The following is a 13,882-nucleotide window of genomic DNA, read 5'->3' on the forward strand; positions in this document are numbered from 1 at the left end:
CCGGTCGCGCTTGGCTTCCAGTTCGTACGTGCCGACAAGGACGGTGTGCGCAAGCTCGTTGTGCGCGACGGCCAACACGAGTACGTGTTCGACGAAGTGAAGTAGGGCGGATCGCTATCGCCTGACAAATGGGCTGACAAATGGGGCGGAGGGAATTGAGCGCGCTTAATTTCCTCCGTCCCATTTCTTTTGGCGACGACCTCAGCGCCAATCCAACTCGTTGTGGATCACCACCACGCACTGCGACGCGAACAGCATCGTTGATCCGAGCGAGATTTTCTTCGTGCCCAGGCGATCCAGCGTGTGGAAGGTGTTCTTCGGCATTGGGATATGGTCGGTGAGCAGGAAGCAGGGGTTGCCTGCGAAGGCCTGCTCGCGGATCGAAGCACCCTTGCGGTCCATGACGAACAGCTGGTGATCGTCGGCCAATTCCTGCACCAGCTTTTCGAAACTCTGTGTGCGCACGGTCACGCCCGATTCCACTGGCCGCGTTTCTTCCTTGCCCATGCCGCGCGACGCGTCCAGCGCTTTCGCGACCTTGCTGAGCAATGCGCGTTCGTCGAAACCGCCGATCTCATGCATCGCATTGGCTTCGAAGCGAATCGTGCGCGAATAATCCTGCGTGCTTTCCAACACGAGGTAGACGGTCACGTCGGGGCGATGCGACTGCGCGACGAAGATCGCGTTCATCAGCGTATGCGCGAGGATTTCGCTATGGGCTTCCTGGCCGACGGACGCCAGCAGTTTCTGGCTGTCCGTGGGCGCTGCCCGGGCTCTCAATACAAAGGTTCGCATGGGTGTCGTGATCAATTTGTCCGTGTGATCGGTGGCGTACTACCGCTTCGGTAGTTGCGAGAATCTATCTCAAATTTGTTCGCACGGAATTTTTTCATCGTCATCCCCGCCTTCGCGGGAATGACGGATTGTTAATTGATCGCATAGTGCTATTTCGATTTCCAGACAGGTTCTACTTCGCCAACTCGTAAAAGTATTCGACGTAAGACATCGCCGCGCCATCGAAGCCGTCGAGGTTCTTGTTGCTCGACTCGATCACGAAAAACTCGTCGGGCGCATGCGCGCCGGTGCCGTAGCCCATGCCGTAATGGCCGGAGGCCAGGCTCAGCGGCGGGTCGGTGAACACGAAGCCGGGATACGAGCCGGCACTGCGCGGCCATAGCAGCGGCGTGATGCCGCGGGCGCGCAGCACGGCGAGTTGCGCCTGGATCAGCGGCGCATCGGCGCGCGACTGCGTGGGGTTGTAGCCGCCGGTGACGTTCACTTCGATGTCGCCATAGCCGCGCTTGGCCAGATGCGCTTTGAGTGCGGCGACAGCGTCGTCGAAGTGCATGCCGGGCACCAGTCGCAGATCGAGTTTGGCGACGGCGCGATGCGGCAGCACGGTCTTGCCACCAGCGCCGGTGTAGCCGCCGACCAGGCCTTCGATATTCACGGTCGGCTGCGAAGTCAGGCGCTCCTGCGCCTGCGCGTAGGGCAGGTCGTCGATCCAGTGCTGCACGCCGTACGCATTTTTCATCATCGCTTCGCTGGATGCGGGCGAGGCCGCGTCGATCATCGCCTTGAACTCCGGGCTCAGCGGCGGCGCTTTCGGATAATTGTCGATGGTGATGGTGTTGCCGTCGTCGGACACCAGCGTGCCCAGCGCCTTCACCAGTCGCCAGGCCGGGCTGTCGACCATCGCCTTCAGCGACGAATGCACGTCCTTGCTCGGTCCGCGGCCCCACTTCTCGCCGCTGGCTACCAGCTCCAGTTCAACGATGCCTTTCGCGCCCAGGGTGACGGTGACGACACCATCGAGATCCTGCATCGCCGAAGGCATGAACACGCCCACGCTCTTCGCGAACGCCGCCTGCACTTTCGGCGCACGCACGATCTGCGCGATGTGCGGCGAACCGATTTCTTCTTCACCTTCGGCGATCAGCACCAGGTTCACCGGCAGCTTGCGGCCAGACGCTTTCATCGCATGCAGCGCGGCGAGGAAAGCCGCTTCCGGGCCTTTCTGGTTGACCGCGCCGCGGCCCATCATCACCTTGCCGATGCCGGGCTTGTCGACGATGCGGCCTTCCAGCGGCGGCGAACTCCATTCACTCGCATCGTATTGCTTGACGTCGTACATGAAGTACACGCCCAACGTTTTCTTCGCGCCGGCATCGAGCGTGGCGAACACGCCGGGCTTGCCGGCGGTGGCCATCACTTCGGTGTGCTGGAAGCCGGCGTCGCGCAGCAGCTGCGCCATGTAGTCGGCGCCTTGCGGATAGTTGCGATTTTCCGCGGCGATCGAGGGCAGGGCGATCCAGTCCTTGAGCCGCTGCACGTTGGCATCGTGCTGCGCGGCGACTTGCGCCTTGACCGCGGCGAGGTCGGGATCGGCCGCGAAGGCGGCAGGCGCCAGCGTGGCGAGGCTGAGTGCGCAGGCCAGCGCGAGTGCGCGGCCAGAAATCAGGCGATGCGGCTTCATCCGAAACTCCCCAGTGCGGACCAGCGCCGAGTCTAGCCCAAGGCGCGCGGCCCGGCAGCGTGGGCTGTTGAAGCGGTAGCGTCGCCGTACCATTCCGCAACATCGAGATCTGTAGCACCATCGGCACTGCTCAATACGCCAACCTGCGGGGATGCATGCAAGCACTGGTGCGACACGGATCGGATGGTCCGCACAATGAATCGACCACCCAGGCGCAAGGTCCGCGCCCGCACCGCTGGCTGATCGCCGGCCTGCTCATCGTGCTGATGTCGGCACTCACCGGCTGCGGCGATCAATATCCCAGCGACTGGCCCGGCACGAAAGGCATGTTCATCGCACGCAAGGGTTGGTCCTGCCCGAATCTCGAGGGCGATTACACCGACGTGAACTCGCAGATCCTGGTGATGTTTGGCGTGGGCTCAGAGCGTGATCGCTGGCGCGACCACCATGCCCGCATCACGCAGGCCGACGACGGTTCCTGGCTGCGCCTGGATCTCGGTCTCAACGCCAAGGGCATGCGCGCCGCGCGTGGCGAACAATTGAAAGGCGAACCGCCGTTCGGCGGACTCGGTCGCAGCATCACGCTTAAGGAAAACGCGCAGTACTTCTGTCGCAGCGGCTGGCTCTACAGCATCGCGCGGCAGGACACCGGTGGCGACGACTTCCGTTATGAAGAACTCCGCATGGGCCAGGACCACAGCGGTGCGCTGATCGTTGGTGAGACCGTGAGTTCCAAACAGAGCATCGGCTGGGGCGACAGTCCCGGCATTCCATTGGGGCGAGGCACGCGCACACGCTGGTATCGCTGGCCGCTGCGCGACCCCGGCGACGAAGCCGCCGTCGCCCGTCTCGAAGGTGTGCGCCTGCGGCGCGCGAGTTGGATCAACCACGGCAGCGAAGTGCCAACCTATTTCAGCAACCTGCACACGCGCCCGATCTGCGCGCGCCTTGTGCAGCCATGGCGCACGATCAAGGAAAAACCCGTGATCACCCGCGCCAATACCACGACCGATACCGACGACAACGGCAAACCCTGGGGCTGCCCCGAAGACAGCGGCACGATGGGCGCGATCACCACGACGATCTGGCAGATCGACACCCCCAACACCGGCAGCGCCCTCGGCGACTACCACGTCGAATGGCAATCCGTGGATCACCTCGACCAGCCCTGGCAGCAAATCCCCATCCCCGACGTCCGCAATCTGCCGACCAATCCCGACTGACGCAGCCCGCTCGTAGGAGCGGCTTCAGCCGCGACCGCGTTCCCATAGGAGCGACTGTAGGAGCGACGCAAGTCGCGACTCGCACAACGCGTCCAACTCTAGAAAGATCGCTCCCGCTGCACTTCTTCCTCGTGCAGTTGCCGCGATGGTTTCAGCAAATCGCTGCGGCTGACGATGCCGACCAGGCGTCGTGAATCGGCGGCATCGACGACGGCGAGTCGTTCGATGCCGTGCGCGGCCATGCGTGAAGCAACGGCGCGGCAGGTTTCGCCGGGCAAGGCGTAATCGGCGGGAGGTTGGGAAAACAAGTCTGCGACTGCCGCCGCCAGCGACGCCGGCGAAAGGGTGGACAAGCCATCCCGATCAAGCAGGCCGAGCAGTTGCTGTCCGGCAACCACCGGGTAGGCGCGCTGTTTTTGTCCGGCGCCGAAATATTCGACAAGCGCGGTGGACGCGGCAAGCTCGGCGGGAATGGCGATCACTTCCCGCGTCATCACTTCGTCGACGAACTGTCGTTCCATTGGATCGACGCCGTATTCGCGATAGACATGGTGGCCGCGGCGGGCGATTTTTTCGGTGAGGATCGAACGCGGCATGACGATCACGGAAAAACCGTAGGCCACGGCGCAACCGAGCAGCGTCGGCAGGAACGCGTTGGCATCGTGGGTGAGCCCGAACGCGAACACGACCGCTGTCAGCGGTGCGCGCATGGTGCCGCCCAGTGTCGCGGCCATGCACACGAGCGCCCAGAGCCGCGGGTCGCCACCGGGAAGCCAGGGGCCGAGCACGCAGCCCAGGCCGGCGCCGATTATCAACAGCGGCGCCAGCACGCCGCCCGACGTACCCGAGCCCAGCGCGATCGCCCAGATGATCGCCTTGACCAGCAGCAACGCGATCACCGTCGACAACAGCAGGTGGTTGGCAAGCAGATCGCCGATCACGTCGTAGCCGACGCCTAGCGCGCGCGGCTCGATGAAACCGCCGAGGCCGACCGCCAGCCCACCCAGCGCCGGCCACCACATCCAGTGCAGCGGCAACTTGCCAAAGCCATCTTCGATCTTGTAAAGCGCCAGCGTCATCGCCGAAGAAAGCAGGCCCGATGCCAGGCCGGCAATCACACAGGAAAGCAGCGCGATCGTCGTCGGCGCCGGTGTCGTCATCGGGAAAATCGCTCCGGCATCCGACCAGACTGGACGAAGAAAACCGGCGACCGCACAGGCCAGCGCCACCGGCAGCAGGCTGCGTGGACGCAATTCGAACAACAGCAACTCCACGGCCAGCAACACCGCCGCCAGCGGCGTGCCGAACACTGCGGTCATGCCGGCGCAGGCGCCTGCAACAAGCAAGGCCTTGCGCTCGGCCGAGCTCAGATGGAAAGCCTGCGCAAGCAACGATGCCGCCGCGCCGCCAGTCATGATGATCGGGCCTTCAGCGCCGAACGGTCCGCCGCTGCCGATGACGATGCCGGACGACAGCGGCTTGAGCAGTGCGACCTTCATCGACATCTTGCTCTTGCCGAACAGGATCGCCTCCAGCGCTTCGGGAATGCCGTGGCCGCGGATTTTTTCGCTGCCATAACGCGCCATGAGGCCGACGATCAGTCCGCCGATCGCCGGTACGACGATCACCCAGGCGCCAAGATGATGGGTCGCGGGCGAACGCGACGCCAGCGACAGCGTCTGGAAGAAAAACAGGTTGGTGAAAAATCGGATCGCCGCGAGCAGTGCCCAGGCGCCGACGCTGCTGATCACGCCGATGCCGAGCGCGAACAGCGAAAGCAGCAGCAGGCGGTTGTTGCCGGAAAAATCGCGCTTATGCATGACGGGGAGATTTTTTCTTCGTGGGCAGGGAGCTGACTTTCGATGCGCGGGCGGTGGCCAGCACTTCGCCCAGATGATCGAGTTCGTCGCGGTGCAAGGCGGCGATCCGTTCGACTTTCGCCCTCGCCGCTGCCGTCAGGCTGACTCGAATGCAACGGGCATCGTCCGGGCTGCGCTTCTTGGTTACCCAACCGTTGCGTTCGCAGCGCTGCACCAGCGCCACCGTGCCCTGGTGAGTGGTGTGCAGCCGCGCGGCCAGCTCGCCGACGGTCGCCCAATCGCGCCCGGCGTAACCGCGCAGATGCAGCAGCAGAAGATATTGCGCGGGCGTGATTCCGGACTGGCGCGCGACGTCCTCGCTGAAGTGCAGGAACCGGGTCAGGCGATGGCGAAATTCCGACAGCGCGGCGAATTGTTCTTTGGCGATCATCGCTTGTGTGGTCGAGCGGCGGGTGGCGAATATACAACGATGCGATATATTCGGCAAATCCGAAAATGCGACGGGCTCCTGCCTGTTTGCGGGATCGACGCCGCTCGCGATCTCCTGGCCGACTTGCGCCGCGCCGCGAATTTGGCGATGGTTCGGCCATGAAGATCGCTCTGCTGACCCTCGCCCTGCTTGGCTCCACTTCGGTGGCGATTACGGGTGATGAAGTCGCCCGCTCGAAAGACGGCACGCTGACGCTGAGCTTGCTGCCGCGAGCCCTGGTCAGAGAAGAAGTCCAGGGCTGCAGCTGCGATTTCTACGTCCCCAAGCGCAGTGCCGGTGCCAGCAGCAGCGTCATCGCCTGGGAGTTCGGTGCAGAGAAACACGTCCCGATCCAGATCAACGGCGCGACTCGCCGCCTGAAGCTCATCAGCGAAATCGCGCCAGGAAAACCCGGCCCCGACAAGGAATTGAGGAAGGGCGACCGCGACGTCTTCACGCTCGCCGGCGATCGGACCAAGGCCGTCATTGACTGCAAGGCCACGGCGACTTGCGCGGAAAATCCCAGCGAGAGCTGCGAGGCTACGTTCTACCAATGCAAGGTGACGGTGGACGCGGATGGAAAGCGGGTTGCGGTCGGGGTTGAGGGGGCGTGTGGGTGTTAGCGATCGAAACAAGGATGCAGGCGATCCGTTGACAGCTTGCCGGTGAATGTTTTTTATCCCCGACTTTTGGCCTGTGTATGCTCGCGTGGAAAGTGCTATCAGTCGGATTCGATTCGGCGCCCAGTTGCAGGGGAGGGCGTCGCCGGAATCATCCTCAGCAGGAGAGCCCGCATGTCACTGACCCGTCGTGAACTGATCAAGCTCAGTGCGCTCGCCACTGTTGCCAGCGCGCTCCCGAAAATTTCGTCGGCCGCCACAGCTGCGCCGGTCGCCCGTGCGGCGAAACCGTTGCGCATCCTCATCCTCGGCGGCACGGGGTTCACCGGGCCATTCCAGGTCAACTACGCGCTGGCGCGCGGACACAAGATCACCTTGTTCAATCGCGGCAAGCGGCCATCGCCGGAATGGCCGGGCGAGGTCGAGCAGTTGCATGGCGATCGCGATACCGGCGATCTGGCCTCGCTCAAGGGTCGCACCTGGGATGTGTGCATCGACAACCCAACCAGCCTGCCGCGCTGGGTGCGCGATGCCGGCGCGGTGCTGAAAGGGAATGTCGGGCGCTATCTCTTCATCTCGACGATCTCGGTGTACGACGACGGCACGAAACACGGCATGACTGAAGACGCGCCGCTGGCGAAATACGCCGGCAAGGACGCGATGGCGGAAACGCAGGTGAGTCTGCGCGCCGATATCGAACATCTGTACGGCCCGCTGAAGGCTTTGAGCGAAGCGGAAGCGCACAAGCAGTTCGGCAAGAACGTGACCATCGTGCGCCCGGGTTTCATCGTCGGGCCGCGCGACGAGACCGACCGCTTCACCTATTGGCCGCATCGCGTGGCGCAGGGCGGCGAGATGCTGGTGCCCGGCGACGGTTCCGATCCGATCCAGATCATCGACGGTCGCGATCTCGCCGAGTGGATGGTGCGCATGGCCGAGGCCGGCACGACCGGTACTTTCAACGCCGTCGGTCCTGGCTACACGATGAGTACCGATGCGATGCTGCATGGTTGTCAGGCCGTCACCGGCGGCGGCGTGACCTACACGCACGTGCCAGCATCCTTCCTGGATGCGCAGAAAGTCGAATTGCCGATCTGGGTGCCGGCGAAAGGCAATGCCTACGAAGGATATGGCGACGTCAGCAATGCCCGCGCGATCGCGGCGGGCCTGACGTTCCGACCACTCGCGACAACAGTCAGCGATTTACTCGCATGGTTCGCCACGTTGCCAGCAGAACGCCAGGCAAAATTGCGCGACGGCCTGACGCGTGAGCGCGAAGCGGAGTTGCTGGAAGCCTGGCATGCGCGCACGTGATCGTGGCTGGTTCGCGGGAGCGGGTATGACCCAGGAAAAACGAGGCGGCCGCTTCAGAAGCGTGCGACGCGCAATTCTTCTGTTGTTGATTTTGGCGGGCATCTGGCTGTGTTTCCTGCGCCCGATGTCGCCGCGCACGGGGCCGACGCCTGCCGACATCGGCGATGGCTGGGCACTGAGCAATCCTGCCGCGCAAGGCATCGATGACGCGGCGCTGCGCAAATCGATAACGTCATTGCTGGATGCGCCATTGAATGTGCATGGCGTGGTGATCGAACGCCACGGCGCTCTGGTCGCCGAGTATTACCAGGGCGGCAAGGATCGCTCGGTGTATGCGCTGCTGTCGACGCGGCAGAGTTTCGCGCCCGACGTCAAACAGGACATCCGCTCGATCGGCAAGAGCGTCACCAGCCTGCTGTATGGCATCGCCTTGCAGGAAGGCAAAGTGCCGGCGCCGTCGACCACGGTGCTGGCGGCGTATCCGGACCTGGCCGATATCGCGACGCCGGAAAAAAAGCGCATCCGCATCGAAGACCTGCTCAACATGGCCAACGGCCTGCGCTGGCAGGAAGGCGGCGCTGGCTTGAACGACGAGCTGCGCCTGTTCTGGCGGCGTGACATCCCGCGCTACGTTTTCAGCCACGACGTCGCGGCCGCGCCGAACACGATCTTCAACTACAACGGCGGCGGCACCGCGATCCTCGCCGATCTCATCACGCGCGGCAGCGGGCAATCGCTGGACGCGTATGCGCGCAGCCATTTGTTCGCGCCGCTGGGCATCCACGATTGGGAATGGGTGACGGATGTGCACGGGCGACCGATGGCCTTCAACGGCCTGCGCATGCGGCCGCGCGACTTGTTGAAGATCGGCCAGCTGGTGCTGGCTCAGGGCCGCTGGCAGGGCAAACAAATCGTTCCGGCGGAATGGATCGCGCAATCGCTGCAGCCAAAATTCAGCACTGAGGTCCGCGACTATCGCTACGGCCATCAATGGTGGGCGGGCAGCGCACACTGGCACGGCCGGAGCATCGAATGGCACGCCGGTTTCGGCAACGGTGGCCAGCGGTTGTATATCGTGCCCGATCTCGATCTGGCGATCGTGACCAGCGCCGGCGCCTACGACGAAGATCCGACCGCAATCCGGGTCAATGAACTGGTGCAGCAGGTCATCGATTGCGTGCAGCGCTGATTTTTTCCGGGAAAGGAATTGAGCGATCTGCGCCGTGATCGTGCCCGTTCCCGTGATGAAGCGTCAGTCGTTGGGCCGGTGGCCATAGCTGAGCACGCGTGTGATCTGCCACTGCCCGTCTTTCTCGCGCCAGACGATCGCGAAATCGGCGATACCTTCGCAGGCGCCGGTATCGAAATGGCAGAAGCGATGCGTGCCCTGGACGATGGCGCCAAAATCCTTGATCGGATAGACCCTCAGGCTGCCCGGCACGAGCTCGCGGCGGAAATGGCCGCAGACATATTTTTTGGTGTTGGCAATCATCGCGTCGCGCGTCCAGGTGACGCCGCCGGTGTCGTGGTAGAACTCGACATCGGGCGAGAAATAACTTGCATGCCTGTCCAGCTGGCCGGCGACATCGCAATGATTGAAAGCATCGAACACTTCGCTGTCCAGCGCCGATAGACGGTCGTAAAGCGCGTCGGTTTTCACTGCGGCGGGCGCGGGCGTCGAGGCAGTTGTCGCCAGCGCGGGCGAGGCGAGCGCATTCGCAGACAGGGCGATCAGGAAAAGCAGCGGCAGGGTTTTCATTGGCGAGTCCGATTGAATGTGAAAGGCAGCGCGGCGTTTCCCCGATACTACGGCAGGAACGAATTCGCTTCGACCAGCTGCAGCCCCGGCGTTTGGCTGACGCATTGACGCAACAGGAAGGAATGGCCGGCGCCGTAGAACACGACGGCGCGAGCGCCGGGATGCAGGCTCTGCACCAGACGCGCGCAGATTTCGAGGTTGCGCGTTTGCCAGGCGGCGAGCAATTTCACACCGGGTTGTTCGCTGCCGCTGCCGTAATGCAGCAGACTGGCGTAGGAGGCGTAATCCTGCGCGATGTTTTCTGGCAGGTTCATCTCGTGCAACGCCGCGGCGATGGTGCTGCTGTGTTGCAAGGCGGAAAGTTTGTTCGCGGTGGCTTCGATTTTTTCCTGGGTCGCGTTCAATCGATTCATGGCGCCGTTCTTCTCGGCCCAGGCCTGCACGGCTTCGTAGGGGAAATCACCGTCGGCGTCGATGCCGTGCACCGCGCTGATGCCCGCGCCTTTGGCGAGACGGAAGCCCAGTTGCACCACCTCATTGCGTGAGGTCGGCAGCTTGCCGGCGCGGAATTCTGCGTAGCGTTGGTCCACGACATCGGCCGGCCATTCCACCGCGACCAGCGTCGGTTGGAAGCGCAGCAAGCCCTTGGCGATCGCATCGAGTTGCTGTTGGCGCTCGGGCGTGAGCACATCATCGGACTTGACGTTGTGCTGATCCCGGCCCGGATTGGAAAAATGATAGGTGCCAACGATCATCACCTGCGCCGGTGCATCGATGGGCTGATCCGCAGCAGTGGCGGGTTGCAAGGGCAGCAGCAGGCAGAGCAGGGCGATCGGGGAGACGCGCATCGTGCGGTTTTCCTTGCGTGGGATCGGCCTGTGTTGTCGCAAGCGGCGCGAGGGTTTAAGCGGGCACGCGACATCGCCATCGGAAAGGGGAGATTTCGCGGGCCGGGGTGTGATAAAAAAGCTGCGGGGAAACAGTCGAGCGCATCGCAGATCGCGCCTCGCCTTGAATTTCACGACATCATCTATCGCCTTGCCCCTGGCAATGGCTTTCAACAGGGGAGAGGTCATGACGGAATGGTTTTATGTCCGCGGCGGTCAGCAATTCGGACCCATAAGCTTCGAGCAACTGGTGGCGCTCGCGCGCAGCGGCGATCTGGCGCCCACCGACGGCGTGTGGACCGACAAGATGTCGGGCTGGACGCCGGCCAACCAGGTGCCCGGAATTTTCGATGCGGCCCCTGCCAACACACCCGCTGACGCCATGCCGCCAAGCATGCCGCCGAGCATGGCAGCGGCCAATCCCTATGCCGCGCCGCAGAGCAACTGGCGGCAACCGGTCGCGGATCTGCCCGAAGGCGGAGTGCTGTCCGAAATTGCGCCGGGAAGCGAACCGCTCGATCCGGTCGAATGCATCAAACGCGGTTTCGATCTGACCAAGCGCCAGTTCGGTCCCATTCTGCTGGTGGGCATCGTGTATTTCGCCTGCATCATGGTGCCGTCCTTCATCTTCAGTTTCATCGACGCGATGGCCAAGGGTACGAGCCCCGCCCATCCGGAGCTGGCGCATAGCCCCGGCGGCGCCGCGCTGTTTCTGTTGGCGATCTTCCAGATCCTGCTGCAGATTTTTTCCCTGTTCCTGAAGTTGGGTATGGTCCGCGTCGGGCTGGAATTCGTGTCCGGCAATGCCGTCCATATCGGTCTGCTGTTCGGTGAGGGGGCCAAGTTGCTGCGAGCCGTCCTTGCCACGATCCTGTTCAGCATCGCGGTGGTGATCGGCCTCGTCCTGTTGATCGTCCCGGGCATCTATATCGCGTTGCGCTACGGCCAGTACCTCAATGCCATCGTTGATCGCGACCTTGGCATCATGGAGTCGTTCAGCTACAGCGAATCGATCACCACCAACAACCGCGTCAACCTGTTGTTGCTGGGCTTTTTGGGATTCCTGGTCGCCCTGGCCGGCATGCTGGCCTGCTTCATCGGCCTGATCTTCGCCGGTCCGGTGGTGTGGCTGGCATCGATGGTGGCGTATCGCTGGATGCAATACGGCCGCGAGGCATCGCTGGATCATCCGGGAACGGAAGAACCGATGCTGCGTGGTATCTGATCAAGGCATAGGCGGGCGGCAGCGATGAAAACGTGGCTGATGATCTTGTTGCTGCTGTCCGCGGCCTGTGTGCAGGCCGCGCAACCGTCGACGCCAACGCCGGCCGTGCGCACCATCGTATTGGTGCGTCACGGGCAGTACGTGGAGGATGCCTCGGCGGACGAGAAACTGGGGCCGGGCTTGTCGCCGCTCGGAGTCGCGCAGGCGCATCTGGCCGGCGCGCGATTGGCGGGGCTGCCGACGCATTTCGATGCGCTTTATGCCAGCCCGATGCAACGCGCGCGCGATACCGCGGCGGCGATCGGTGAGGATTTTCCGGGGCGCCACTTCACCATCGTCGATGATCTTGCCGAGTGCACGCCGCCGACGCGACGCGTGGCGATCATGGCGAAAGAAAAACCCGAAGACCTGGCCGCGTGCAAGGCGCAGCTGGATCGAATTTTCGCCAAGTATTTTCGTCCTGCCGAGGGCAAGGACAGCAGCGATCTGTTCGTCTGCCACGGCAACGTGATCCGCTATCTGGTCACGCGCGCGCTCGGCGTCGACAGCACCGCCTGGCTGGAAATGTCGATCGGCCATGCCAGCATCACCACGATCCGCATCAAGGCCGATGGCAGCATGCAGGTGATCGCCGTCGGTGATGTCGGGCACCTGCCGGCGAACATGCATACAGGTGCCAGCGCCGATCCGGAGCGCAGCCTGGCGGTGCCGGTGTTGCGGTAGGTGCGGTTTTCCGTAGGAGCGGTCATGACCGCGATTTTCTGATGTGCCGAAGCAGGACGCCTATCAACGCAAGCAGACGAGCTTGGGGGTAGTTCCTGCTGAGGCAACCTTGGTCATGCCCGCCCTACGGGGGATGATTTTCTTTCGCAATGCAGCGCTTGTAGCGTTGCTCCACGCGCGTGGCGAACCATTCGGTGGTGAGGCTGCGGGTGATCTTCGGGCTGTCGAGGCGGATGCGCGGCAGCATTTCGCGCGGCAGCGATTTATGTGTCTGTTTTTCGGCCAGTGCGAAAACATTCTTGAACAGGTCGCTGTCTTCGAAGCGCGCGGTTTCGCCCTGTTGCAGCGTGCGGTGGATTTGCGTGCTGCTCATCGCCAGTGCCGGCGCCAACGATTGCACCGCAAGTTCGGTCGGGCCGATATCGTTTTTCTTTCTGCCGTAACGGACGAGATCGCCATCGAGATCGAGTGGGATGCCCGAGGCGATGCTCACCGCCTGTTGGAAAGCGGCATTGCGACTGGCGTAGAAGCCGGCGTTGTAGTCGGCGAAGCGATAGCGCATCTGCGGGTACGAGGTCTTGTAGGCGAGCAGGTGCGCGACGCCGAAATACACGCCGCCGCGGCGGGTGAAGACTTCCTCGCGGATCGATTCATCGATCGGGTAGGGATACGGCCGTGCTTTCGCATATTGCTCGGCGAAGGCGATGCTGACTTGCATCGGGCCAGCGGTGTGCACCGGATTCGCACCGCCCAGCAGGCGCCGCCCCAGCGGCACCGAGCCGATGAAATCCTCGAAGATCCGGTCGAGATCGTGCTCGCTGCGCACCGCGGCGATGCGGTCTTCGTAGGTCTTGCCGTTGGGCGATTTGAACAGCAGCGCGGCGCTGACCAGCAGCAGCGGGATGTCATGCTGCTCGGCGCGACGATCGATTTCGGCGCGGGCGATTTTTGCCAAGCCAGGCACGACCGGGTCGGTGTTGAATCCCGACTCCTGCTCAATAACGGCGAGTGTCGCGCACAGGTTCGGTGTCGCCGGGCGAATGCCCTGGGCGGCGAAGGCGGCGTAGATATCGGTGGCCCAACCCTGGCGATCCGCCAGCGTCGTCGGTAACAAACGCACGATCCGCGCACGCACTTCGACCGGATCCGGCGGCGGTTCCGATGGTGTGCAGGCGGAGAGGGCTGCGATGAAGCCCAGCAACAGGCAGGCCGCGGTGCGGCGTAGGCGTGTCATGGGCGAAGCAGTGCGACGCATCGATGCGGGCCGGGGAGGATCGGGACCATGATCGCTTTTGGAATTTCCACTGCCCCGGAGTGTGCCGGTTTTCGTCCCTGGCCCCAAGGCGGCCCGCGGTTTCCGCCGGCG

General features: G+C 63.3%; 13 protein-coding genes. 6 read left to right on the forward strand and 7 right to left on the reverse strand.

What is annotated here, in order from left to right; all coding sequences use genetic code 11:
• Positions 1–201: 201 nt before the first annotated feature.
• The gene (trmY, locus tag VKM35_RS09970) at positions 202–795 is read right to left on the reverse strand and encodes a tRNA (pseudouridine(54)-N(1))-methyltransferase TrmY (RefSeq protein WP_324320868.1); all 594 of its coding nucleotides are present in this window, start codon (positions 793–795) and stop codon (positions 202–204) included.
• 172 nt (positions 796–967) lie between these two features.
• Positions 968–2,476 (reverse strand): M20/M25/M40 family metallo-hydrolase, encoded by a 1,509-nt coding sequence (locus VKM35_RS09975; protein WP_324320869.1) that lies wholly within the window; start codon positions 2,474–2,476, stop codon positions 968–970.
• A gap of 167 nt (positions 2,477–2,643) precedes the next feature.
• Between VKM35_RS09975 and VKM35_RS09980 the strand changes: the two genes are divergently transcribed.
• The gene (locus VKM35_RS09980) at positions 2,644–3,699 is read left to right on the forward strand and encodes a hypothetical protein (protein WP_324320870.1); all 1,056 of its coding nucleotides are present in this window, start codon (positions 2,644–2,646) and stop codon (positions 3,697–3,699) included.
• A 98-nt stretch (positions 3,700–3,797) separates the two neighbouring features.
• On the opposite strand, the gene VKM35_RS09985 is transcribed toward VKM35_RS09980, so the two are convergent.
• Together VKM35_RS09985 and VKM35_RS09990 are read right to left on the reverse strand one after the other, a co-directional pair.
• A complete protein-coding gene (locus tag VKM35_RS09985; protein WP_324320871.1) occupies positions 3,798–5,519 on the reverse strand; it encodes a chloride channel protein in 1,722 nt (573 codons plus the stop codon).
• Positions 5,512–5,949 carry a MarR family winged helix-turn-helix transcriptional regulator gene (locus VKM35_RS09990; RefSeq protein ID WP_324320872.1) on the reverse strand — a complete coding sequence of 146 codons (438 nt, stop codon included), beginning with the start codon at positions 5,947–5,949 and terminating at the stop codon, positions 5,512–5,514. Before VKM35_RS09990 ends, VKM35_RS09985 begins: the two co-directional genes overlap by 8 nt.
• Positions 5,950–6,107: 158 nt before the next feature.
• On the opposite strand from VKM35_RS09990, the gene VKM35_RS09995 reads away from it, so the two are divergent.
• The 3 genes from VKM35_RS09995 (at position 6,108) to VKM35_RS10005 (ending at position 9,111) form a co-directional block, all read left to right on the forward strand.
• A complete protein-coding gene (locus tag VKM35_RS09995; RefSeq protein WP_324320873.1) occupies positions 6,108–6,611 on the forward strand; it encodes a hypothetical protein in 504 nt (167 codons plus the stop codon).
• Between the two features lie 171 nt (positions 6,612–6,782).
• Entirely contained in the window at positions 6,783–7,922 is a 1,140-nt protein-coding gene (locus VKM35_RS10000) for an NAD-dependent epimerase/dehydratase family protein (RefSeq protein WP_324320874.1), read from the forward strand.
• An 82-nt stretch (positions 7,923–8,004) separates the two neighbouring features.
• Positions 8,005–9,111, forward strand: coding sequence for a serine hydrolase (locus tag VKM35_RS10005; RefSeq protein WP_324320875.1), 1,107 nt, complete (start codon positions 8,005–8,007; stop codon positions 9,109–9,111).
• A gap of 63 nt (positions 9,112–9,174) precedes the next feature.
• On the opposite strand, the gene VKM35_RS10010 is transcribed toward VKM35_RS10005, so the two are convergent.
• Both VKM35_RS10010 and VKM35_RS10015 read right to left on the reverse strand, forming a co-directional pair.
• Positions 9,175–9,681, reverse strand: coding sequence for a nuclear transport factor 2 family protein (locus VKM35_RS10010; protein ID WP_324320876.1), 507 nt, complete (start codon positions 9,679–9,681; stop codon positions 9,175–9,177).
• Positions 9,682–9,728: 47 nt separating this feature from the next.
• On the reverse strand, positions 9,729–10,529 hold the full coding sequence (locus tag VKM35_RS10015; RefSeq protein WP_324320877.1) for a DUF5694 domain-containing protein: 801 nt from the start codon (positions 10,527–10,529) through the stop codon (positions 9,729–9,731).
• 1 nt (position 10,530) lies between these two features.
• On the opposite strand from VKM35_RS10015, the gene VKM35_RS10020 reads away from it, so the two are divergent.
• Positions 10,531–11,793, forward strand: coding sequence for a DUF4339 domain-containing protein (locus VKM35_RS10020; protein ID WP_324320878.1), 1,263 nt, complete (start codon positions 10,531–10,533; stop codon positions 11,791–11,793).
• Between the two features lie 24 nt (positions 11,794–11,817).
• A complete protein-coding gene (locus tag VKM35_RS10025; protein ID WP_324320879.1) occupies positions 11,818–12,516 on the forward strand; it encodes a histidine phosphatase family protein in 699 nt (232 codons plus the stop codon).
• Between the two features lie 124 nt (positions 12,517–12,640).
• Here the strand turns inward: VKM35_RS10025 and VKM35_RS10030 are convergent, their stop codons facing one another.
• The gene (locus VKM35_RS10030; protein WP_324320880.1) at positions 12,641–13,750 is read right to left on the reverse strand and encodes a DUF1615 domain-containing protein; all 1,110 of its coding nucleotides are present in this window, start codon (positions 13,748–13,750) and stop codon (positions 12,641–12,643) included.
• Between the last annotated feature and the right edge of the window lie 132 nt (positions 13,751–13,882).

The sequence above is a fragment of the Arenimonas sp. genome, from assembly GCF_035312645.1.
Lineage (GTDB): Bacteria > Pseudomonadota > Gammaproteobacteria > Xanthomonadales > Xanthomonadaceae > Arenimonas.

What these genes read in the sequence shown, in the direction of transcription:
- VKM35_RS09985 (WP_324320871.1), bottom strand. Translation starts at nt 5,519, where the DNA reads ATGCATAAGCGCGATTTTTCCGGCAACAACCGCCTGCTGCTGCTTTCG.
- VKM35_RS09995 (WP_324320873.1), top strand. Translation starts at nt 6,108, where the DNA reads ATGAAGATCGCTCTGCTGACCCTCGCCCTGCTTGGCTCCACTTCGGTG.
- VKM35_RS09975 (WP_324320869.1), bottom strand. Translation starts at nt 2,476, where the DNA reads ATGAAGCCGCATCGCCTGATTTCTGGCCGCGCACTCGCGCTGGCCTGC.
- VKM35_RS09990 (WP_324320872.1), bottom strand. Translation starts at nt 5,949, where the DNA reads ATGATCGCCAAAGAACAATTCGCCGCGCTGTCGGAATTTCGCCATCGC.
- VKM35_RS10010 (WP_324320876.1), bottom strand. Translation starts at nt 9,681, where the DNA reads ATGAAAACCCTGCCGCTGCTTTTCCTGATCGCCCTGTCTGCGAATGCG.
- trmY (WP_324320868.1), bottom strand. Translation starts at nt 795, where the DNA reads ATGCGAACCTTTGTATTGAGAGCCCGGGCAGCGCCCACGGACAGCCAG.
- VKM35_RS10015 (WP_324320877.1), bottom strand. Translation starts at nt 10,529, where the DNA reads ATGCGCGTCTCCCCGATCGCCCTGCTCTGCCTGCTGCTGCCCTTGCAA.
- VKM35_RS10025 (WP_324320879.1), top strand. Translation starts at nt 11,818, where the DNA reads ATGAAAACGTGGCTGATGATCTTGTTGCTGCTGTCCGCGGCCTGTGTG.
- VKM35_RS10000 (WP_324320874.1), top strand. Translation starts at nt 6,783, where the DNA reads ATGTCACTGACCCGTCGTGAACTGATCAAGCTCAGTGCGCTCGCCACT.
- VKM35_RS10030 (WP_324320880.1), bottom strand. Translation starts at nt 13,750, where the DNA reads ATGACACGCCTACGCCGCACCGCGGCCTGCCTGTTGCTGGGCTTCATC.